Origin of the sequence: Rhodoblastus sp. 17X3 (assembly GCF_030056575.1) — a bacterium.
In the GTDB taxonomy this organism is placed as follows: domain Bacteria; phylum Pseudomonadota; class Alphaproteobacteria; order Rhizobiales; family Beijerinckiaceae; genus Rhodoblastus.
Map to the genome: position 1 here is coordinate 234,761 of NZ_JASHHX010000002.1, position 21,057 is coordinate 255,817.

Consider the following 21,057-nt stretch of genomic DNA (forward strand, 5'->3'; position numbering starts at 1 on the left):
CTCGATGACGCTTAAATGGTCCGCGAGACGGACCGGGCTTCGAAAATGCCCGATTATTTTGAAGAATATAGAAACCTTCCGAACAATTCCCTCATTGGGCAATTGATCGCGGGCGGTCGTTCTGCAGCCATTTCCAGCTTCGTTCAACACCATCCGCGAGCGAGATTTTCGGCCTCCATCCGAAAGCCGCCCGCGCCCTGGAAATATCCAGAATTGAACGCGGCACATCGACGGGGCGCGCTGGCTTGTAGCGCGGAGAAATGGCGAACCCTGTCACCTTGCGTATGACATCGAGGATCTCGTTGAGAGAGTGGCCTTCGCCGCTCCCGACATTGAATGGCCCGACGTGTTCGCTGGCGGCGGCCATGACGCAAAAGTCAGCGAGATCGGCGACATAGAGGTAATCGCGCACGACGCTGCCGTCGCCCCAGATCTCGATTTCCTCTTCATCATGCGCGCGCTGCAGGAAAGTCGAAATGACGCCTTGAACTCCCGAATGGGCCTGACGTGGCCCGTAGGGATTTGACGCGCGCACGACAAGAGAGGAAATGCCATGCAGGCCGCGGTACATGGCGAGATATTGTTCGATCGCCACCTTGACGATGCCATAGGAATTGATGGGCCGTAAAGGGTGATCCTCCCGCACGGGGATTTGATCCGGCGCGCCATAGACCGTGCCGCCCGAGGACATGAAGACGATTCTCTTGACGCCGGCGGCGGCCATCAGATCGAGCAGGTTGATGGTGTTGATCAGGTTGTCGCGAACATCGCCCTTCGGGTCCAGGTTCGCGGTGCCGGGAAAAGTCGTGCTGACGAGATGAAAGACCGTATCGGCGCCGTCCAGCGCCGAAGCCAGCGCGACGGAATCGGCGAAATCGCCGACGCGATAGTCGACATCGGCCAGCGGTTGCCGAAAAATTTCGGGATGGCGACTGAATACGCGAACTGAATGATGGCGCGCGAGGAGCGAGTCCACGACATGCGATCCGATGAAGCCGCACCCGCCGATGACCAGGGATTTCATTGGGCCGCCCATTCGAAACGCCGAGTCGGCAGAGTGTTTTGACGGTCAAGCTTCAGAAAAGAGAACACGATTTCGGTCCCGGTTTTCGATCAAAGGCGGTGCGAGGGCAGGGCGGTCCCGCGGGCCTTTTGCGCGGGCGACGTGAAATTTAAACGGCCGTCTCCTCGATCAACGCGCGAATTTCCATTTCGCGCGACAGATCGGCAAAAAGGCGCCGCCAACCCTCCAGATCGATATTGTTCGCGGCATGGTAGGGAGCGAGCCATCCTATCGCGCCTTCAAAGACCCCATCGCCCTTTCGGACAAGGGCGAATTCGGAGGACGCCGTCACATGAAGCAGCTGATGGCTTGAATTATACCTTCTGAGCTCCCGAGCAAGGGCAAACAGGTCTTCATCTTGAATCCCGGCATTGGCCTTGATGACATACAAGCGAGGCGGCCCGGCCAGATGCAGGAGAAATTTGGATCTCAGATGGTCTATCTTCTGCTTCTCGCGTGGATAAATCGTCGAAAACTCGATTGGATCCGAAACCAGTTCGCGTCCGCTCCCATGTTTTTTGATGAGATCCGAATGAAAATAAAATCCTGAGCCTTTGTCAAAGACGAGATCGGATTCAACGCATTGCAGATCAGCGTCAAGGAATATTTCGGCAGGCGCCTGGAGAAATTGAATGAGCCTGTCGATCGGGGTCACGGCCCAACGAAACAAGCTTGATGGCTCGCAGTTTTCAAATCGTTGAAAGAAGCCGAACTCGCAATTGTCGCCCAGGCTTTCGGAATTCCGCAGCAAGCGGACATATATCGGAACCGGAGGCTGGGCGCCTCGCGCCTCGCGATTGCCATCCTCTGCAGGCGAGGAAGGAGCCGAACGCGCCGCCAGCCTTCCGAACTGCCTGTTCAAAGCCCTTTGCAACCTGCCGAACATGTTCAGAATCCAATCGGGCGCGGCGACGCCGCTTGATTCTTGCAGGAACATCCAACGCCGTCAGAATGCGCCTTCAAAGATATTTGGCCAGATGCGGCGCATAGATATGCGGCACGTTTGGATCTTTCACGTGATCCGGCACACGCACATTGCCGCGCCAGGCCACGCCGAGAATCTGCATGGTGTTGAACAGGCGGACGGAAAATCCGGCGTCGCGGAACACAGCGAGCCCGCGCTCCACGAAGGGGGAGGTGAGATCATGAAATACGACCAGCGCGTCTTGCGCCAGGCAGTTCAGAACCGCCCTCGCATCGTCTCGGGGACCGTCGCCGTCGTGATTGCCGTCGATGAAGGCGAAGGACCAGGGCTCCGGCGCGGAGGCGCGAGCCTCCGGCACGATCGCTGGCGAAAACCCGGCCCATAGCCGATAGGGCAGGTGGCCGGGAACTGCGTCGAACGCTTCTCTTATGGCCGCCTCGCGCTTCGGATTGGCGAATTCGGGGTCAATGCAATCGAGGCGCAAGCCCGCGGCCAGCAAATGCGCTCCCGTCCAGCCAAAATGGGTGCCGATTTCAAGGCCCCTCTTGCCGCGAAAAAGCGACGCCAGGTTGTAGAGGCATGCCGCCTCCTCGCTCGAAGCGTTTCCGGTGACATAAGGCGTATCGTTGCGGGAATCCGAGCGCCAGATGTGGGGAACTTCCTTGCGCAAATAAGGCCATTCAACCGCCCAGGGATTCTCGGCCAGCGCATGGGGAAACAGGGGCGACAGATCCGGCGCGGCCATCCCCGGCGGCATATAATCGTAACGGGGGATTTCGACTTCGCCGCGGGTTTCAACCTTCACGCCGCAGACGCCGGTGTAATCGACGGCCCACAGGATCGGCCGCGAAAAGCCGTGCTCCGGCGCCGCGAAATAATCGTCCACCGCTTGTCGCGCGCCGCGCCAGTGGCCGTAGTCGTCGACAATGAGCGCGCCGCCTGTCGCCAGACGGGGATAGAGATGGCGCAACTCCGCAAACGTGCTGTCGTAAAAATCGGTATCCAGCCGCAGCAGGCAAATCCGCAATGTTTGCGTTTCGGGCAGGGTCTTCTTCACGTCGCCCTTGATGAAATGCACCAGCCGCATGTCATAGCCTGTGCTGGCGATGGCCGCGCGTACATCGTCGAGGCCAGCGGCGGCCTTTACCAGTTCGGCCAATGCGGCCCCCGAGGCCCCTGTCATGAGGTCGGAGGCGTGATTGCCGTGGATGTCCAGATCTTGCGGGCCCGGCTCGGTCATGCCCTCAAACGTGTCGAACAGAAATATTTCCCGATTCCTGACGTCGCGCTGGAGAAGAGTCAGCGCGATCAGCATGGATGATCCGCCTTTCCACACGCCGCATTCGACAAATGCACCGGGAATGCCTGAGTCGATCACATGATTGACAGCCGTCCAGAGGGCAAAGCCGCGCTCGGGCGACGTCATCGTGAAAGGAGCTACCTTTTCCCACAGTTGGGCGAACTCGGGGTTCTTTTGCAGATCGATCCATCCCTCCGACACAATAAAATTCCTCCGAAAGCAGCCAGATCGTTTTTAGGCCTTAATTTTTGTCTGGACCAGCGTCCCCGCAGGGCGTCCCCAGGACAGTTTTCACGCTTATTGAAGCGGGTCCCGAGCCATTCATACGGTCGGCGTCGACTTTTCCGAACCATCCAGCCTGCGCCTCGAACATTGCGGCGGAGGGCGGAGGCGGGGGGAAGCTTGCAAATGACTCGTGGAGGGCGTCAAAATCTCCCGATGCATGATCGATACAGCATTAAGGACAGCCGACAAGTTTGCGCTACAATACGCGCCAAGGCCTGCGCTCTCCGCGGTTTCCCACCTGATTTCGGCGCCCGAATAAGCGCAATCCGAGACATTTTTATGGCTTTTGCCAGTCGCGGCTTTTTGTCTTCGGCCTTCGGCGGGCCCACGGAAAGCAGCGAGAAACTCCGCAATGTCAGATATCGCAATTTCGATTATTTGCGGTTGTTCCTCTCACTGGAAGTCGTCGCTGGGCACCTCCATGCCGGTTTGCTGGCGCCGGGCGGGTTCTGGACCCCGATTCCGCCGGTCGCCGCATTCATCGCATTGAGCGGCTTCCTGATTCCGCAGGCGCTCGATCGCTCCGGAAACATCCGGCTTTTCGCGCGAAACAGGGCGTTGAGAACCTTGCCGGCGCTGGCGCCGCTTATGATCGCAATCACGCTGGTCTTTGGCCTTTCGGCGGCCGGCGGAGCGATGCTCCAATATTTGTCCGCCGGATATATGGGTCAGTTCCGGGGCGTCACGCTTCCGCTATGGTCGCTGATCGTCGAAGACGGGCTCTATGCCTTTACAGCCTTGCTTTTCGTGTTCTCGCTACACAAATCGCCATTGCTCACAGCCTCGATCATCGTGATCCTGCTGATCGGAGAGAGCTATGTCGAAGACCCTTCGACCAAATACCGGATCTTCCATACCTCCATTTCTTTTTTCGCGGGAAATCTGGTCAATATCTATCATGACCGGCTTCGCAAGCTGTCGTGGGTCTGGCCTGCAATCGTCGTCGTCGTCTGCCGGGCTGGCTGGGCCGACGGACTCGGTCTGGCGAGCCTGCCACTTCTGATGGCGGGGACCATCGTGCTCGCCATATGCTTGCCGCAGGGGACGCTTCGGCTGCCGGACCTATCCTATGGAATTTATATCTGGCACGGCCCGATCATGATCGCCTTGCTCGATCCGGTCGGCATGGGTCGCAACGCGCAATGGGTCGTTGCGACTGTGCTGGCGTCAATAATGTTCGCAACGCTGTCCTGGCGTCTCGTCGAAAGGCCGGCTTTGCGCCTCAAGAGCCGATGAAGCGGGAACGCCTGTCAAATCTGGCGGGCTGTTACCGCCGATATCAAATTCGCATAATCAATATTATGGAACTAACAATCCGCCCTTTGTTGCAGTCCCCGCACCCTATCGGACCTCATTCCGGCGACCGGATGTTCGTCCCGTTTGAGATCACGAGTTCGCCGAATTTGAGCATGGCGATGCGGACTTCGCGCAGGAGGCACACGAAGGCGTGCGAGAACAGGCCGAAGGCCAGCAGGAACAACAGGGCCGATCCCCACTCGTGCGTCATGCCGAACAATGTGTCGAGAAAGACGACCAGGACCACGGCGGCGATGGCCAGCGCCGATCCAATGGTCGAGCGGATGGCTTGATAGATCAGTCGCGCCCGGGCCAGAAGCCGCTCCGCGTCCTGCCGGGTTTCGGGCGTCGAGCGGTCGCTGTCCAACGCGCGGAACTGGTCGAGAATCCGCCACAACCGGTTCATCAGGACGGAAAGCACCGCCGCGCAGGCGGACAGGAGGAAGGCCGGCGCGAGCGCCTGCGCCGCGATGGGCGCGAAGCGCATGCGCTCGAAACTTTGGAAGGTATCTACCAATCGTTCCGTGATCGCCGGATCCATCGCATCACTCGGCCCTGCCCGCGCGCGTCGCGCGGCAGCCTTCCCGTTACTGCGCCTGCCGCGCGATGATGACGATCGGCGCCGCGACGACGGCGAAGGGCAACGAAATCACGGTCTTGACGACATCTGGGGCGCCATTCACCGGATTGACCTCGTCAATCGTTTCCTTCTTGCCGACGCCTGCCGCCAGCACTTCCTTGAGTTGCGGCGCCATTTGGGCGAGTTCGGCGAATTTGTCGTGGTTGAACGAATCCTGGCCCTTCAGATCGCTCAGATCGACGACGACCGCTCCATATTTCGTCAAGTCGGCGGCGTTCTTGTAGTCGCCGAGGCGCTGTTCATTGCCGGCGATCAGACGCGACGCCGCCAAGGCGCGATCGTCGCGCGAAAGGACGACAAGGAACGGCTTTTTCGGCACGCCGATCCGCTGCATCTGGGAACGGAACACATCGATGTCGATATCGGGAGACGCCAGCACGATCGTGCCGATTTTCGATGCGAAGCCCGCGCCGTTTCCGGAGATTCGGATGCCGCGGAAAGCTTCGACCGTCACCCAATTTCCCATCGAATGCGCGATGATGTTGATATGTTCGGCGTTGCTCCGGGCGAGCAGCCCCAACAGATGCTCAAGTCCGTCGCGCGCGGCCGTCGCGCTGTTCTGGTCATATACATAGCCGAGCAATTCGCCGCGCGACGCCCAGCTGAAATAGACCGGCACGCCATTGGCGTTGGCGTCGTGCGCCACCTGGGCCAGCCTGTAAAGACCTTCAGGAAACAGGGTGTTATAGCCATGAACAAACAGCACCACCGTGCGTTGGCCGGGCGGACGCTGCGCGAGTTGCTGGTTCAGCGAAGTGACGAATTGCTTCTCGCTGTCGACGTAGAAGGATTCGCGGGTCACGAAATCGGTCTGCGGATTTCCGGGCGGCTGGGACGGCCATTCGATCCGGCTCGGGACATGAGTCGGCGGAACGCTGACGACCGCCTGGGCGAAATCGAGTTCACGGGCGCGTTCGCCGCTGAACATGGCGCCGGGGACCGCAGAGCGCGTACGGGTGGTGGCGATCAGAATCGTGTGTTCGGTGGCGCCGGGCGCCGACCCTGAAACGGGAACCATCGCGTTGACGCCGGGGCGCGAACAGGCCGAGAGCATCGCCGGCAGCAGCATGATCAGGAAGAGGGCGCGGACCCGGCTCCATGCGCCCGGAACGGGAGTGCGATCAGGGCGAGAAGCGATGGGCGGTCGACGCAAAACCTGTTCCTTCCGATGGCGAAATTCGAGCGGGCGCCCTGCCCTCGCGGCAACTGCGCCGCAACGGTCGAGACGCCGACGGTACACGAAAATGTGATCGGAGGCCAAGAAGCCGCCAGTGGCGTCGAAGGACGAGGCTTGTCCCTGCCCCGCGCGGCCCTGAGGCGGCGCAAACTTCTGATATGAGAACGGAATATCCTCGTAAATATTTGAGTAAAAAGGAAATTGAAGAAAACATCGATCCGGCGTCGCCCGGTAGCGGTCAGTCCGAATCTGCGCGGACGCGTGCGCCGGCGGTGTTGCGCCGGCGCCGCAACCCTCCGCTATTTTTTAAACTTGCGCGTGAACATGTCGATCGCCGTGACGGCTTCCGACGTGTCGGACCACATCTCGGCTTTATCTTCCGTCTTGAATTCCTTGCCTAGATCGACCGGCGCCTCGGCTTCTGGCAAGTGCAGGAAGCACGCCCATTTGCCATTGTCCTTTTGCTCGATCGTCACCTTGCTTTCGGCCATCATGCCCTCCGACTTTGACGTGTTCGCTACGCGGTTTGTCCGCTTCCCATCTCGCGGACTCCCGCATCGCGCGGAGAGCAATCCCCGCGCCAGCAGTCGATCTGAAAACATGTCGCGTGATCATGTGGGGGGGGGCAGGCGGGATGGAAGCCTAAGTCTCCATCGGATAGCCGGCGTCGCGCCAGGCCTTGACGCCGCCGTCGAGGGCGCCGACCCGGCCATAGCCTAGCTCGCGCAAGGTGGCGGCGGCCAGGGTCGAGATCTTGCCGAATTCGCAGGAGGTCACCACCCGCACGGTGGGGTCGGGCAACTCGACATTGACCCGCAACTCCAGTTGGCCCCGCGGCAAATGCCTGGCGCCCGGGATGTGGCCTGTCTGGAACGCGTCGCGCTCGCGCAGGTCGAGCACGACCAGATCGCAGCTATTGCCGCCGATCCGCGCGCTGAGTTCGGCCAGCGAAATGAACGGCACCTTCGCGCCAGCTTCCGCCAGCAATTGCGCGACGGATTTGCCGCCGCTCATATTGGTGCGCAGCGCCTCCGTGAGATGCGTTGGCGCCGCGAGGTCGAGCTTCTCCATCATCTCGACGAAAGCCGCGCGCTCCTTCTTCTGCAATCGCGGATTTTCGGCGATTTCGGCGCCGATGGTCGAATGGCCGAGGTCCTTGTAGTCATGGGCGGGATAGACCAGGAATTCGGGGGGCAGTTTGAGCAGTTTTTCGAACAGGCTTTCGTAAAGCGCGCGCGGATCGCCGGTCGGCAGATCGGTCCGGCCTGTGCCGCCGATCAGCAGCGTGTCGCCGGTGAAGACGCGGTCGGTCATGACGAGGCACATGGAATCCCGCGTATGTCCCGGCGTGTGAAGGGCCTTCAGCCGCAGCTCTCCCACGAGCAGCATGTCGCCGTCGTCGAGCCGCAAGTCGGCGTAGGGCGCCGGGCTGAGTCGATTCATGACGACAGGTGCCGACAGCGCCTTGCGAAGTTCGCGGCTGGCCGAAAAATGGTCTGCATGCGTATGGGTGTCGACGATATAGCGGACATGGAGGCCGTGCTGGGCGGCGTAGCCGATATAGCAGTCGATCCGCGAGATTTCGGGGTCGATCAGCGCCGCAGCGCGGCTCGTCTCGCAACCCACGACATAGGATTTGCAACCGCCGGCCGCGAACGTTTCGAAAATCATCCGCCCCTCAATTCTTCGGCTGTGCGACCACGCGCAGATAGGGCTTCATGGTCTTCCAGCCGCCGGGATATTTGGCCCTGGCCTGTTCGTCGGACACCGAGGTCGGGATGATGACGTCCTGCCCGGGTTTCCAGTTCACCGGGGTCGCTACCGTGTGCTTCGCCGTCAGCTGGCAGGAGTCCAGCAGCCGAAGCACTTCGTCGAAATTGCGGCCGGTGCTCATCGGATAGGTCAGCATCGCCTTGATCTTCTTGTCGGGACCGATGACGAAGACCGAGCGGACGGTGGCGTTGTCGGCGGCGGTGCGCCCTTCCGATGTCACGCCCGCATCTTCGGGAAGCATGTCATAGGCCGTGGCGACCTTGAGTTGGGGATCGCCGATCATCGGATAGGTGACCGTGTGTCCCTGGGTCTCCTCGATGTCCTTCGCCCATCGGGCGTGGTTGTCGACCGGATCGACGCTAAGGCCGATGATCTTGGTGTTGCGCTTGTCGAATTCCGGCTTCAGCCCGGCCATATAGCCGAGCTCGGTGGTGCAGACCGGGGTGAAATCCTTCGGGTGGGAAAAGAGGATGACCCAGCCGTCGCCGATCCATTCGTGAAAATTGATCGTCCCCTGCGTGGTCTCGGCGGTGAAGTTCGGAGCTTCGGAATTGATTCTCAAGGACATCGGCTTGCCTCCGCCTCTCACCCTTTGCGCTGCGATCCGCCAATGGTAAACGCCAGGGAGCGAAAGCCTAACCGACGTTCGCTCAAAATGGTTCCCGGCGGAAGCCCGATATTTTGGCCGCCGCGCCGCGCTCAGGCCTATTTGGCGAAACGGTGATCAAAACGAGCCCTGCTTAAGCCGTCCCGGCGTCAATTGCATCGCGGAAGGCGATCGCCTCCTGCTCTACGCGCACGGCATCCATCACCGGCACCACCGGGCGTGCTTCAAACACGAAGGACGGCAGCATGGAGCAGATTTTATGCACGGTCAGCGGATCGTCGCAGTCCACCAGCATATAGCCGCCCCAGTCGCCGACGCGGACGACGAACACCTCGATCTTGAAATTGGCGGGCGCTTGCCATTGCAGGAAAACCTCCAGGATGCGCTTCTGGGCATTTTCATAATCCGCCGGCGATCCCTGCGGGCGCTCATTCCACGTGATCATATATTTCATCGTCCTCACCTCCCCTTTGCCAGGCATTGCGCCCGGGCGGCCGCCAGCACGGCGTAATCGCCGGCCGGGCCGACGTTGAGGTCGGTGTTTTTTCGCGGCGTCACAGCGATCGAACCTCTAACCGAGCAGGGCCGGCGATAGTTCCTCGCGTTTGAGAACAGGCGCCGGACGCTGGGCCATGTTTAGGCAGCCCCCAGCTTGGAAGGGCCAGTCGGCGGCGAGAAATTGGTAAGGTTAATTCCGCGATTACGGAAGTGGCTGCGAATCTAAACGGCCTTCCTGCGCAATGGCTTCAACGTTTAACGCCGAAATTTACGTTTCGTAATGGGGTTACGTTCGTAATTGGCGACGAAAATCTATTGGTAGGTTGCTTCAGATTTATAGGGTCGGAGCCATGCAGGTGCACATAGTCAACAAGCTTGTCCTCGCGGCCCGCCGCCTTCCGAAAGAAAAGCGCGGCAGCGTGGCGATATATTTCTCCCTCTCGCTGTTCCCGATCCTCATGATGACGGGGGCCGCCATCGATTACGGCCGGGCGTTGTCCGCGAAAACGCATCTGCAAAGCGCAGTGGACGCGGCAACTGTCGCCGTCGTGCAGGCCTCGCAATCCTCCAGCTCAACTCAATCCCAGCGGCTGGCGCTGGCGCAAACGACATTCAACGCCGCTCTGGGCCCTTTGGCGAACACCCTCAATGTGACAGTCAGAGAATCGGATCCCACCAGCGCAAAAGCCTATTACGAAGTCACGGCGAGCACTTCCCTGCCCACGGCGATCATGAATATCGCCAAGATCAATTCGATGCCGATCACTGTGAGATCCGGCGGAAAAATCAAGAACCTCCCCAGCGGTCCGGGCAGCGGTTGCGTGCTGTCGCTCGACAATTCCGCCGTTGACGCCCTTTGGGACAATGGCAACGCGACCGTCAGCCTCGCCAACTGCGATATTTATGACAATTCCTCCAATGGCGCCGCCCTCGCCGTCGGCGGCAGCGCCACGCTTAAAGCCAGAACTGTCAACGTGACCGGGGGCGTATCCGGAGCGTCACAAATCACCACGACGTCTTTGAAACCGGACGGGACCAAGGCAATCTACACGGGCGCCGCGCGAACTCACGACCCCTATGCAAATGTTGTAATTCCCGCCTATCTCGGCTGCGATCATACGGGTTATTCGACGAACAAGAATGACGCGCTGACCCCCGGCGTGTTTTGCGGTGGAATTCAGATCAATTCCAGCGCCGTGGTCACGATGGCCCCCGGTCTGTACATAATCAACGGCGGCTCCTTCACGGTCAACGGGCAGGCCAGCCTGTCCAGCATTACCGTTGGCGGGGTGAGCGGCGTGACCATTGTGTTCACTTCCAGCACAAATTCGAATTGGCCGACAGTCACATTCAATGGCGGCGCGACCATCAATCTGATCGCGCCGACGGCGGCCGATATCGCCAAGGGCAATAAAGGGCTGAACGGCATCCTCTTTTATGGCGACCGTAACATGCCCGTCGGGCTCAACTATAAGCTCAACGGAGGTTCGACGCAGACCTTAACCGGGGCGATTTATCTTCCGGAGGCCGCCGTGTTCTATGCGGGCAATACCAGCGCGGCAAACTGTCTGCAGCTGATTGGCGATACGGTCACGTTCACCGGCAACAGCAATATCGCCATATCGGGTTGTGGCATTTACAACCTTGCCAATTTTGGCGTGTCCCCCAACACAACCCAATATGTGTCGTTGTACGAATGAGGTCGTCCGGCGCGCCAGTATTCGAAGGAGGATCACCGACCGATGTCGACGGCGCCGATAAATCCAGCCTGCGACTATGGCGAATTGAGGGGTCTCTGGCCCCTCATTCCCACTCGATCGTGCCGGGCGGCTTCGAGGTCACGTCATAGACGACGCGGTTGACGCCCTTGACCTCGTTGATGATGCGGGTCGCGGCGCGGCCGAGGAAATTCATGTCATAGGGGAAGAAGTCCGCCGTCATGCCGTCGACGGAGGTCACGGCCCGCAGCGCGCAGACATGGTCATAGGTGCGGCCGTCGCCCATCACGCCGACGGTGCGCACCGGCAACAGGACCGCGAAGGCCTGCCAGATCTTGTCGTAAAGCCCGGCCTTGCGGATTTCGTCGAGATAGACCGCGTCGGCCTTGCGGAGAATATCGAGCTTTTCACGCGTCACGCCGCCGGGGCAGCGGATGGCGAGGCCCGGGCCGGGGAAAGGATGGCGGCCGACAAAGGCTTCCGGCAGGCCCAGTTCGCGCCCGAGGATGCGCACCTCGTCCTTGAACAATTCGCGCAGAGGCTCCACGAGTTTCATGTTCATGCGCGCGGGCAGACCGCCGACATTATGATGGCTCTTGATCGTGACCGAGGGGCCGCCGGTGAAGGAGACGCTCTCGATCACGTCGGGATAGAGCGTGCCCTGCGCCAAAAATTCCGGCGCGCCCCGCCCGTCCTCGGCGATCTTCTTCGCCTCGGCTTCAAAGGTCTCGATGAACAGCCGGCCTATGGTCTTGCGCTTGGTTTCCGGATCGGCTTCGCCTTCCAGCGCGCCAATGAACAGGTCCTGCGCCTGAACATGCACCAGCGGGATGTTGTAATGGTCGCGGAACAGGGTCACGACCTCTTCCGCCTCGCCCATGCGCAGCAGGCCGTGATCGACGAAGACGCAGGTGAGCCGGTCGCCGATCGCCTCATGGATCAGCACGGCCGCCACGGCGGAATCGACGCCGCCAGAGAGGCCGCACAGAACCCTGCCCTGCCCCACCTGGTCGCGGATCGCCTTGACCGCCTCGCCGCGAAAGGCCGCCATGGTCCAGTCGGATTTCAGGCCCGCGACCTTGTGAACGAAATTGGCGAGCAGCTTCGCGCCATCCGGCGTATGCACGACTTCGGGATGGAACTGGGTGGTGAAAATCTTGCGCTTTTCGTCCGAGGCGACGGCGAAAGGCGCGTTCTCGCTCAGCGCCTTGACGGTAAAGCCTTCCGGCAGGCTGGTCACGCGGTCGCCGTGGCTCATCCAGACCTGATAGGAGCCGCCAATTTCCCAGACGCCGTCAAACAGCGCGCTCGGCTCGACGATCTCGACATTGGCGCGGCCGAATTCAGCGGGATGACCGCCTTCAACCGCGCCGCCGAGTTGGGCAGCGATGGTCTGCTGGCCATAGCAGATGGCGAGAATGGGCAGGCCGGAATCGAAAATCTTTTGCGGCGCGCGGGGCGAGCCGGCCTCGGTGACCGAGGCTGGGCCGCCGGAAAGGATCACGGCTTTCGGCTGGATGGCGTCGAAAACCCTCTCCGCCGACTGGAACGGCGCGATCTCGCAATAGACGCCCGCCTCGCGCACGCGGCGCGCGATGAGCTGGGTTACCTGCGAGCCGAAATCGACAATGAGAACCTTGTCGTGATGCTGGCGGATTTCGTCGTGCAGAAGTGTCATGAAATGGGTCCCGTCGAGAGGTTCCGATTAAGCCAAGCGTGGCGACGAAGCAAGGCGCGGCTTTTCGCGGTGGGAACGAAGGAATGGCGCCTTGCGCGGGCGCCTTGGAATAATTTTTGTCTTTCGGCTTGATCGACGCCAATTTTTTGAAAAATTGGGCGCTTCTCCTGATGACAAGGCCAAAAGCTTGGACTAACGTGGCCACGCACTCCAAAGGAGGCCAGGGCCGAAAACGGCCCATGCATGCTGTCCAAGTCGTGGGAGGACGTTTCGCATCGGACGGTGCGCCATAAGGCGCTGGGGAGATGAGCTGAACAGCTTTTTCGATGCGGGACAGGACAAGTGAGGCGGAGCGGAAAGACTCGATAGTCTTTCCGCTCATTCTTTTTCAGAGCCTTGATTTGATCTTTCAGGCCGGCGCGTCAGGCTCGCCGCCGCGCTCCCAATCGGCCTTCACCTGAAGCCGATAATCGGCGAAGCGCCCCTCGGCGATTGCCGCGCGTGCGCCCGCCATCAGCTCCTGATAATAGGCCAGATTGACCCAGGTCAGCAGCATCATGCCCAGAATCTCCTGGCAGCGCACGAGGTGATGCAGATAGGCGCGGGAATAGTCGCGCGCCGCCGGGCAGGAGGAATGCGGGTCCAGCGGGCGCGGGTCATCGGCGTGCCGGGCGTTGCGCAGATTGATCTTGCCCCAGCGGGTATAAGCCAGCCCGTGGCGCCCGGCACGGGTCGGCATGACGCAATCGAACATGTCGATCCCGCGCGCGACCGACTCGATCAGATCGTCGGGCGAGCCGACGCCCATCAGGTAATGCGGTTTGTGCTCCGGCAGATGCGGCATGACCGTCTCGATCATCGCCAGCATGACCGCTTGCGGCTCGCCCACAGCAAGTCCGCCAACGGCGAGGCCGTGGAAATCCATATCCGCCAAAGCCCGTGCGCTCTCGATGCGCAGGGACCGCTCGGCCCCGCCCTGCACGATGCCGAAACAGGCGTGGCCGGGCTGTTCGCCAAACGCCTTGCGCGAGCGTTCTGCCCAGCGAAGCGATAGCCGCATGGCGCGTTCGGCTTCCTCGGGCGAACAGGGCAGCTTCACGCATTCGTCGAACTGCATCTGGATGTCCGAGCCGAGCAGGCGCTGGATTTCCATCGAGCGTTCCGGCGTCAGCACATGTTTGGCGCCGTCGATATGGGACTGGAAGGTGACGCCGTTCTCGTCGAGCTTGCGCAGCTTGGCCAGCGACATGACCTGGAAGCCGCCGCTGTCGGTCAGGATCGGATGGGGCCAGTTCATGAACCTATGCAGGCCGCCGAGCGCCGCGACCCGTTCCGCGCCGGGGCGCAGCATCAGGTGATAGGTGTTGCCGAGCACGATATCCGCGCCCAGTTCGCGCACCTGCTGCGGATACATGGCCTTGACGGTCGCGGCCGTGCCGACCGGCATGAAGGCGGGGGTTCGGATGGCGCCGCGCGGCGAAAGAATTTCGCCCAGACGGGCGCCGCCGTCCCGGGCGATAAGCCGGTAGCCGAAAGTGTCGGTCATGAGATCCTCAGGCGAGCGCGGCGCGGGCGGCGCGTTCGGCTTCCGCTAATCGGGAAAAGACGATGATCGCGAAGGCCCTTTTGTCGAGATTGTAGATTTCCAGATCGCGGGTTTCCCGCTCCAGAAATTCCCAGACCTCCGCATAAGGCGCCAAGGCGCGCGGGCCAAGCCCCGGATTTCGCCGCAGGGCGCCGGCCAGCCAGTCGAAACACGATCGCAGAAAGGCGTCGAACTCCACTTCGCCCTCGCGTCCGGTGACCGCGTCGGCAATGCGATGGGCGGACCGCCAGTTGACCTGGGGCAGTTTGGCGAGAACCTGCTCCATCAGACCGTCGACGACTCCATCTCTCGCCGCGAGGAGGCGGAGAGCCTCGTGGGCCGAGCCATCTGCGCGGGCGCAGGCGCGGCCCAGCGCGTCGCTGGGCGCGCGCAGCTCCGCTGCGTCGGCCGCGGCGCGGACTGCCTCCGACAGCGCCGGAGTTTCAAGCCGTTGCAGCATCAGCATGCGGCAACGCGAACGGATGGTCGGTAGAAGGCGCCCCGGCTGGTGGGCGACCAGCAGGAACAGGCTGCGCGGCGGCGGCTCCTCGATCAGCTTGAGCAAGGCGTTGGCGCTGCTGACGTTGAGGTCGTCGGCGCTGTCGATCAGCGCCATGCGCCAGCCGCCTTCGCCCGCCGCCTGTTCGAACTTGTGCAGCGCGCGGCGAACGTCGTCCACGGTGATGCGCGTGGCGAATTTCTTGTTCTTCTCGACCCATTCCCGCCTGAGCAGCGCGAGATCGCCATAGGCCAGCGCCGAAATTTTCCGCGCGACCGGGTGGCGCGGATCGACTGCGAGATTCCTGGCCTGCTGGACGGCGGGCGCCGTCGAATCGGGATGGGCCGCCATGAACCGCGCCATGCGCCAGGCGAGGGTCGCCTTGCCGATTCCCGGCGGCCCGCCGATGATCCAGGCCTGCGGCATCCGGCCTGCGCGAAAAGCTTCGAGAAATTCGCTCTCCGCATGCTCGTGCCCGAACAGCTGGAACGTGTCGCGCGGATGCGGCGCCGGCGAGAAACGGTCGCTTTCCGGCAGGCCGTCCTCGCCTGCTTTCACGCCCATTGCTTCTGGTCCGAGGCGAGCTGGGGCCATTGTCCGACGCAGGCGGCCCAGATCGCCCGGGCGACCTCGTCTTCGGGCTGCGCTGCGTCGATCACCCGGCAACGCTCCGGCTCGGCGCGCGCGATTTCCAGGAATTTCTCGCGCAACTGCCGGTGAAAGCCCGGATCCTCGGCCTCGAACCGATCGACGGCGCCCTGCCCTCGCCGCAGCCGCGCCCGCTCCATGCCGGCCTCGGGCGCGATATCGAGGATGAAGGTGAGGTCGGGCCGGACTCCGGCGAGCGTGACCCTCTCGAGCGTCGCCAGCATATTGTCTTCGACGCCGCCGCGCGCGCCCTGATAGGCGCGGGTCGAATCGGCGAAACGGTCGCACAGCACGAAGGCCCCGCGCGCAAGCGCGGGACGGATCAGCCGGTCGATATGGTCGATTCGCGCGGCGGAAAACAGCAGGGCTTCGCCCACGTCGCCAAAATCGCGCGCCTTGCCCGCGAGAATCACGGAACGGAGCTTTTCGGCAAAAGGCGTGCCGCCCGGCTCGCGGGTGACGACGACCTCAGGGGCGTGTTCGCGCAAAGCCGCGGCGAGGCGGCGAATCTGGGTCGATTTGCCGGCGCCTTCGCCGCCCTCGAAAGTGATGAACCGTCCGTGGCGCAAGGGCGCTCCGTTTCCGAAATCCGGTATGAAATTCATGCGCCGACTTCTGACGGCCAGGGCGACAGTCTTAACGCGAAAATACGGCGGTTCAAGGCTGCCGCGTCTGCGCGGCGGGCTGCTTCTTTTCGATCGAGCGCATGGCCGTCGCCAGTCCCTTGTGGAACAGCTGCAAACCGAGCTCCATTGCGGCGTCGCGGGCGCGCTGAGCCAACGGCCCCTGCTCCACCGCCTCGGCGGTTTTCAACGGCGCGTCGAGGGCGAGGCTCGTCCCGCGATAGATCTTCAGCCGCGCCACGGTCTGGCCGGCGGCGACCGGCGCGATCAGCGGCCCGACATAAACGATCTTGCCGGTCAACTTTTCCGGCGAGCCGCGCGGGATCATCAGCCGAACGGCCGTGTCCGAGATAAGCGGGACCTCGGTCTTGACCCCGCCATAGACTTTGGCTTCCCCCACGGGTTCATTGGCTTCGAACAGGTTTTTGGCCTCAAATCCCCGGAAGCCCCAGTTGAACAGTCGGCGCGCTTCCTCGGCGCGGTCCTTGGCGGTCTTGGAGCCGAGCACGACCACGATCAGCCGCTGCCCGCCGAACACGGCGGAGCCGACGAGATTATACTCGCCATCCCTCTCGTTGCCGACCTTGAGGCCATCGCCATTGACGTCCATGAACAGGATCGGATTGCGGTTGAGCTGTCGGATCTTGCTCCAGGTGAACTCTTTCTCGCCGAAATAATGATAATAGTCCGGGTAGGTCTTGATGATGTGTTCGGCGAGCGTCGCCATGTCGCGGGCCGTAACCTGCTGGGCCGGATTGGCGCCGCCCCACGAATCCGTGAAATGCGATTTGGTCATGCCGATCTCGGCGGCGCGGACATTCATCATGGCCGCGAAATTCTCTTCCGAACCGCCCAGCCCCTCGGCCAAAGCAATGGCGGAATCATTGCCGGACTGGACGATCAGGCCGCGCAGCAGGTCCTCGACCCGGATATTGGTGTTGACGCGGGCGAACATCGACCCGCCGCTCTGCCCCGTCTTCCACGCTTTCTCTGAAATGTAGAAGGGCGTATCGAGCGTGATCGAGCCCTTTTTCAGGTCCCGGAACACCATTTCCGCCGTCATCAGCTTGACGAGCGAAGCCGGCGGCGTCTGCTCGTCCGCGCCCTTCTCGAACAGGACCGTCCGCGTGCCGGCGTCCATCACAACCGCGTGGGGCGCGGTCGTGGTGATATTCTGCGCGCGTGCGGCGGAGGCCGCCAGCGTGGCGATCAAGGGCAAGGCGAGCAGAAGCCGGAGGAAAAAAGGCAAGGGACGTGACAGCACGAACGCCTCTTCGCTGCGTGAGCCGAAATGGCTCAGGTGAGTTCGGCGGCGTCGTCCCAAGGAGAGCTTGAGCCTGGGCGCACGCCGCATCTCACAGAGAGATAGGCTTTTTTGGCGCGGGACGCCAGCGCCGCCGCGCGATTCAACTTATTGAAGTCAGCGCCGCGCAACCGAGACCGGAACGTCCGCGCCGGGAATGGTCCCCAGATCGAAGGGACGCTGCGGCGGCAGCGGCGGATTTTTCGGGAGCGGCGCCGAGGGGCTCGCAGTATCAGCCAAAGCGACGCGCTGCGGCGGCTCGGGCGGCAGCGGCGGCTCGACGGCGGCCTCCATCTCGCGCTGGCGCGGCGGAGGCGCCGCGACGCGCTGCGCATAGGCTTCCGGCGTAGATTCCAGCGCCATGCGCTGGCCTTCGCGATCCGGCGCGGCTGCGGGCGGCAGTTCGCGCTGATCGGCGACGCGCGTCGGCGAATAGGCGAAATCGCCCAATTGGGCGGGCTGGCCGTCAACGCGCAGCGTCGCCAGCAATTTGCGGTCGTCGGAACCCGACAGCGCGGCGCGGCCGACATATTCGACCTTGACCTTGGCGGTGCCGACCGACTTGTATTCCAGCGCCTCCGCCGCCTTGGCGGAAAGGTCCATGACGCGTCCGCCGTGATAGGGGCCGCGATCGTTGACGCGGACGATAATCGAGCGCTGGTTGCGCAGATTGGTCACGCGCGCATAGCTCGGCAGCGGCATGGTGGGATGCGCGGCGGAGATGGAGAAACGGTCATAGACTTCGCCATTGGCGGTGCGGCGCCCGTGAAATGCGTCGCCATACCAGGAAGCGAGGCCGACAGCTGAATATTTCCGTTCGCTTGGCACATAGGTCTTGCCGGCGACGGTGTAGGCGTTGCCGACCAGATATTGGCCGCCGCCCTTGGGCACGGCTTCGCCGTCGGCGACGACGCGCGGGCTGGCGCGGCCATAGACGCTCTCGGGGAAATATTCCTTGCCGTGATGGCGGGCCATCTGTTGCGGGGCCTGCGCGCAACCGGCCATGGCGACCACGCCGGCGAGGGCGATGATTGAGCCGGCCTTGGCGCGGATTTCATGACGGGCCCCGGCGATGAGGGCGAGGGAGCGCTCGATCGAGCGCGAGAACGGATGGGCGGGCGTGCTGGTCACGGGCCAATGATCCTGTTTTCGGCGGGGCCGGTTGCGCCCTCTTGGGCGATGCGGCGAGCGCGCGTCGAAGCGGAAGTTGTTTTGGCGAAAGAAAACATCATTCGCCACATTGCGCCGGGAAAATTGCCAAAAGGTTGAGTCAAATAGTTAACCCTTCGCTAGCCGTGACGGCGCGCATGCGACACACAACCCCGCGTGAAGCCGCCCGCGAGGGCGGATCATATCACGGAATTGTGAACACCTGTTCAGATTGGCTCCGACATTTTGGCGGAAATGCGGCAGCTTCGCGGAAGGCGGCCTTGCGCTTCGGATTCAGGCCTGGGACTCAGGCCTGCTTGCGCCAGCCGCCCTCCTCCGTCTCCTGCCAGTAGGAGAGCGTGGCGCCGCCGTCGCGCAGGAGCCTCCATTGCGCGCGGGCGGCCGCGAGCGCTTCGTCGTCGCGCCCGTCGAACAGCAGGATCAGGCGTTGGTAATCGGCGTTCAGGAACGGTTCGGCCTCGGCGCCCTCGATCAGGAATCGGATTTGGGCGCCATTGGGATTGTCCTGGCCACAACTAAGCCAAACGGCCTGCAATACGGGGTCGCCTTCGGCTTGCGAGCCATGTGGCAGGAAGGCCTCGTCGTCATAAGTCCAGAGCAGATCGTCGATCGCGGCCATATATTCCGGGGTCCGGGCCTGGACGACCGCCCGCCAGCCGCGCTTCAGCGCAAGCTCGACAAGGGCCGGCAGGGCCTCCTCGAGCGTGCGCTTCTGCAATTGATAAAACCAGAACTCGGCCATCAGCCTTCGTAATAGTCTTTCACCAGCCGGTCGAGCAGGCGGACGCCCCAGCCGGAGCCCCAGCTCTGGTTGAGATCGCCGGTCGGCGAGGACATGGCGGTTCCGGCGATGTCGAGATGGGCCCAGGGCGTGTCGTTGACGAAACGCTGAAGGAACTGCGCCGCCGAGATCGAGCCGGCGTGACGCCCGCCGGTGTTCTTGATGTCGGCGAATTTCGATTCGATCATTTTTTCATAGGCCGGGCCCATCGGCATGCGCCAGACCTTCTCGCCGGTCTGGGTTCCGGCCTCGGTCAGGCGCTGGGCGAGTTGGTCATTATTGCTGAACAAGCCGGCGTATTCCTGGCCGAGCGCGACGAGAATGGCGCCGGTAAGGGTGGCGAGATCGACAATGAAGGCAGGTTTGAAGGCGCTCTGGACGTGCCAGAGCACATCTGCGAGGACCAGCCGCCCTTCGGCGTCGGTATTGATGATTTCGATGGTCGTGCCGGACATGGCCGCGACAATGTCGCCAGGGCGCTGCGCTGCGCCGTCGGGCATGTTCTCGACCAGGCCGATGGCGCCGATCGCATTGACCGCAGCCTTGCGCGAGGCGAGCGCGTGCAACAGGCCGGTGACGCAGGCGGCGCCGCCCATGTCGCCCTTCATGTCCTCCATGCCCGCGCCAGGCTTGAGCGAAACGCCGCCCGAATCGAAGCAGACGCCCTTGCCGACGAAGGCCACGGGCTGCGCGTCTTTCGCCCCGCCGTTCCAGCGCATGATGACGACGCGGCTCGGCCGTTTGGAGCCCTGCCCCACGCCGAGCAAGGCGCGCATGCCCAGCGACTCCAGCGCCGGAACGTCGAGGATTTCGACGTCGACGCCGAGCTTTTCCAACTCCTTCGCCTTGTCGGCGAAGCTTTCGGGATAAAGCAGATTGGGCGGCAGGTTGACGAGCGTCCGGGCGAGATCGACGCCGTCGGCCAGACCCGAGACTTTCGCGATGGCGTCGGCGATCGGGGCCGCTTCCGCGCCGGCGATGCGGAAATCGACCGGGCCGCCGTTTTCGGGCTCGTCCTTGCCAGTCTTCCTGGTCTTGAACTGGTCGAATTTATAGGAACGCAGACGCAGCCCAAGCGCGAAATCGCCCGCCGCAGTTGCGAAATCCTCCGGCTGCGCGGCGAAATCGAACAGGATGCGGGCGTTTTTGGACTTGCCGAGCTTCGCGGCGACCAGGCCGCCGAGGCGCAGATAATCGGTCTTGCCGCCCTCCTTTTCGGGCGCCGTGCCCAGCACCAGCAGCCTTCGGGCGTCGAGGCCGGCGGGGGCGAGCAGATCGAGCGCGGAGCCGATCTTGCCCTTGAAGGCCGAAATTTCGGCGGCGCGGGGAATCACGCCGGCGGCCTCGCCCAGCGCGGCGGAAGTTTTTGCGCCAAGGCCAAGCGCGCCATCGGCGAAAGCCACGAGAACATAACCGGCGGGCGCGGGGGCCAGGGCCTCGGCGATCGTCAGGGCGCCGAGCGTGACGGGTTCAGACATTGATACCTCT

General features: G+C 62.5%; 19 protein-coding genes. 2 read left to right on the forward strand and 17 right to left on the reverse strand.

Annotated features, from left to right (window positions below; genetic code table 11):
* Positions 1–91: 91 nt before the first annotated feature.
* The 3 genes from QM467_RS03755 to QM467_RS03765 form a co-directional block, all read right to left on the reverse strand.
* Entirely contained in the window at positions 92–1,024 is a 933-nt protein-coding gene (locus QM467_RS03755) for an NAD-dependent epimerase/dehydratase family protein (RefSeq protein ID WP_283364959.1), read from the reverse strand.
* A 148-nt stretch (positions 1,025–1,172) separates the two neighbouring features.
* Positions 1,173–2,000, reverse strand: coding sequence for a hypothetical protein (locus tag QM467_RS03760; protein ID WP_283364960.1), 828 nt, complete (start codon positions 1,998–2,000; stop codon positions 1,173–1,175).
* Between the two features lie 22 nt (positions 2,001–2,022).
* Positions 2,023–3,414: a class I SAM-dependent methyltransferase gene (locus QM467_RS03765; protein ID WP_283365043.1), complete on the reverse strand. Its 1,392-nt coding sequence runs from the start codon at positions 3,412–3,414 to the stop codon at positions 2,023–2,025.
* A 438-nt stretch (positions 3,415–3,852) separates the two neighbouring features.
* Here QM467_RS03765 and QM467_RS03770 point away from each other — a divergent pair, with 438 nt between their 5' ends.
* Positions 3,853–4,809: an acyltransferase family protein gene (locus QM467_RS03770; protein WP_283364961.1), complete on the forward strand. Its 957-nt coding sequence runs from the start codon at positions 3,853–3,855 to the stop codon at positions 4,807–4,809.
* A gap of 115 nt (positions 4,810–4,924) precedes the next feature.
* Here QM467_RS03770 and QM467_RS03775 read toward each other — a convergent pair whose 3' ends face one another.
* The 6 genes from QM467_RS03775 to QM467_RS03800 form a co-directional block, all read right to left on the reverse strand.
* On the reverse strand, positions 4,925–5,386 hold the full coding sequence (locus QM467_RS03775) for a DUF2721 domain-containing protein (protein WP_283364962.1): 462 nt from the start codon (positions 5,384–5,386) through the stop codon (positions 4,925–4,927).
* Between the two features lie 70 nt (positions 5,387–5,456).
* Complete coding sequence (locus QM467_RS03780; RefSeq protein ID WP_283364963.1) at positions 5,457–6,662, reverse strand: alpha/beta hydrolase; 1,206 nt, start codon at positions 6,660–6,662, stop codon at positions 5,457–5,459.
* 323 nt (positions 6,663–6,985) lie between these two features.
* Positions 6,986–7,177: a hypothetical protein gene (locus tag QM467_RS03785; protein ID WP_283364964.1), complete on the reverse strand. Its 192-nt coding sequence runs from the start codon at positions 7,175–7,177 to the stop codon at positions 6,986–6,988.
* A 151-nt stretch (positions 7,178–7,328) separates the two neighbouring features.
* The gene (locus QM467_RS03790) at positions 7,329–8,357 is read right to left on the reverse strand and encodes an MBL fold metallo-hydrolase (protein WP_283364965.1); all 1,029 of its coding nucleotides are present in this window, start codon (positions 8,355–8,357) and stop codon (positions 7,329–7,331) included.
* A 7-nt stretch (positions 8,358–8,364) separates the two neighbouring features.
* Complete coding sequence (locus tag QM467_RS03795) at positions 8,365–9,027, reverse strand: peroxiredoxin (RefSeq protein ID WP_283364966.1); 663 nt, start codon at positions 9,025–9,027, stop codon at positions 8,365–8,367.
* A 172-nt stretch (positions 9,028–9,199) separates the two neighbouring features.
* Positions 9,200–9,520, reverse strand: a complete 321-nt coding sequence (locus tag QM467_RS03800; RefSeq protein WP_283364967.1) for a DUF3303 domain-containing protein — start codon at positions 9,518–9,520, stop codon at positions 9,200–9,202.
* A 394-nt stretch (positions 9,521–9,914) separates the two neighbouring features.
* Here QM467_RS03800 and QM467_RS03805 point away from each other — a divergent pair, with 394 nt between their 5' ends.
* The gene (locus QM467_RS03805) at positions 9,915–11,264 is read left to right on the forward strand and encodes a TadE/TadG family type IV pilus assembly protein (protein ID WP_283364968.1); all 1,350 of its coding nucleotides are present in this window, start codon (positions 9,915–9,917) and stop codon (positions 11,262–11,264) included.
* A gap of 103 nt (positions 11,265–11,367) precedes the next feature.
* Here the strand turns inward: QM467_RS03805 and guaA are convergent, their stop codons facing one another.
* From guaA to QM467_RS03845, 8 genes are all read right to left on the reverse strand, one after another.
* Positions 11,368–12,960, reverse strand: a complete 1,593-nt coding sequence (gene guaA / locus QM467_RS03810) for a glutamine-hydrolyzing GMP synthase (RefSeq protein ID WP_283364969.1) — start codon at positions 12,958–12,960, stop codon at positions 11,368–11,370.
* Positions 12,961–13,369: 409 nt separating this feature from the next.
* Complete coding sequence (gene tgt, locus QM467_RS03815; RefSeq protein ID WP_283364970.1) at positions 13,370–14,506, reverse strand: tRNA guanosine(34) transglycosylase Tgt; 1,137 nt, start codon at positions 14,504–14,506, stop codon at positions 13,370–13,372.
* A gap of 7 nt (positions 14,507–14,513) precedes the next feature.
* Positions 14,514–15,608: a DNA polymerase III subunit delta' gene (locus QM467_RS03820; RefSeq protein WP_283364971.1), complete on the reverse strand. Its 1,095-nt coding sequence runs from the start codon at positions 15,606–15,608 to the stop codon at positions 14,514–14,516.
* Complete coding sequence (tmk, locus tag QM467_RS03825) at positions 15,599–16,297, reverse strand: dTMP kinase (RefSeq protein ID WP_283364972.1); 699 nt, start codon at positions 16,295–16,297, stop codon at positions 15,599–15,601. The genes QM467_RS03820 and tmk overlap by 10 nt, the downstream gene beginning before the upstream one ends.
* 52 nt (positions 16,298–16,349) lie before the next feature.
* On the reverse strand, positions 16,350–17,579 hold the full coding sequence (locus tag QM467_RS03830) for a D-alanyl-D-alanine carboxypeptidase family protein (RefSeq protein ID WP_283364973.1): 1,230 nt from the start codon (positions 17,577–17,579) through the stop codon (positions 16,350–16,352).
* A gap of 156 nt (positions 17,580–17,735) precedes the next feature.
* Entirely contained in the window at positions 17,736–18,749 is a 1,014-nt protein-coding gene (locus QM467_RS03835) for a septal ring lytic transglycosylase RlpA family protein (RefSeq protein WP_446737727.1), read from the reverse strand.
* 325 nt (positions 18,750–19,074) lie between these two features.
* Positions 19,075–19,530, reverse strand: coding sequence for a DNA polymerase III subunit chi (locus QM467_RS03840; protein WP_283364974.1), 456 nt, complete (start codon positions 19,528–19,530; stop codon positions 19,075–19,077).
* The gene (locus tag QM467_RS03845; RefSeq protein WP_283364975.1) at positions 19,530–21,047 is read right to left on the reverse strand and encodes a leucyl aminopeptidase; all 1,518 of its coding nucleotides are present in this window, start codon (positions 21,045–21,047) and stop codon (positions 19,530–19,532) included. Before QM467_RS03845 ends, QM467_RS03840 begins: the two co-directional genes overlap by 1 nt.
* Positions 21,048–21,057: the final 10 nt, after the last annotated feature.

What these genes read in the sequence shown, in the direction of transcription:
- QM467_RS03755 (WP_283364959.1), bottom strand. Translation starts at nt 1,024, where the DNA reads ATGAAATCCCTGGTCATCGGCGGGTGCGGCTTCATCGGATCGCATGTC.
- QM467_RS03760 (WP_283364960.1), bottom strand. Translation starts at nt 2,000, where the DNA reads ATGTTCCTGCAAGAATCAAGCGGCGTCGCCGCGCCCGATTGGATTCTG.
- QM467_RS03765 (WP_283365043.1), bottom strand. Translation starts at nt 3,414, where the DNA reads ATGACGTCGCCCGAGCGCGGCTTTGCCCTCTGGACGGCTGTCAATCAT.
- QM467_RS03770 (WP_283364961.1), top strand. Translation starts at nt 3,853, where the DNA reads ATGGCTTTTGCCAGTCGCGGCTTTTTGTCTTCGGCCTTCGGCGGGCCC.
- QM467_RS03785 (WP_283364964.1), bottom strand. Translation starts at nt 7,177, where the DNA reads ATGGCCGAAAGCAAGGTGACGATCGAGCAAAAGGACAATGGCAAATGG.
- QM467_RS03790 (WP_283364965.1), bottom strand. Translation starts at nt 8,357, where the DNA reads ATGATTTTCGAAACGTTCGCGGCCGGCGGTTGCAAATCCTATGTCGTG.
- QM467_RS03795 (WP_283364966.1), bottom strand. Translation starts at nt 9,027, where the DNA reads ATGTCCTTGAGAATCAATTCCGAAGCTCCGAACTTCACCGCCGAGACC.
- QM467_RS03800 (WP_283364967.1), bottom strand. Translation starts at nt 9,520, where the DNA reads ATGAAATATATGATCACGTGGAATGAGCGCCCGCAGGGATCGCCGGCG.
- QM467_RS03805 (WP_283364968.1), top strand. Translation starts at nt 9,915, where the DNA reads ATGCAGGTGCACATAGTCAACAAGCTTGTCCTCGCGGCCCGCCGCCTT.
- guaA (WP_283364969.1), bottom strand. Translation starts at nt 12,960, where the DNA reads ATGACACTTCTGCACGACGAAATCCGCCAGCATCACGACAAGGTTCTC.
- tgt (WP_283364970.1), bottom strand. Translation starts at nt 14,506, where the DNA reads ATGACCGACACTTTCGGCTACCGGCTTATCGCCCGGGACGGCGGCGCC.
- QM467_RS03820 (WP_283364971.1), bottom strand. Translation starts at nt 15,608, where the DNA reads ATGGGCGTGAAAGCAGGCGAGGACGGCCTGCCGGAAAGCGACCGTTTC.
- tmk (WP_283364972.1), bottom strand. Translation starts at nt 16,297, where the DNA reads ATGAATTTCATACCGGATTTCGGAAACGGAGCGCCCTTGCGCCACGGA.
- QM467_RS03840 (WP_283364974.1), bottom strand. Translation starts at nt 19,530, where the DNA reads ATGGCCGAGTTCTGGTTTTATCAATTGCAGAAGCGCACGCTCGAGGAG.
- QM467_RS03845 (WP_283364975.1), bottom strand. Translation starts at nt 21,047, where the DNA reads ATGTCTGAACCCGTCACGCTCGGCGCCCTGACGATCGCCGAGGCCCTG.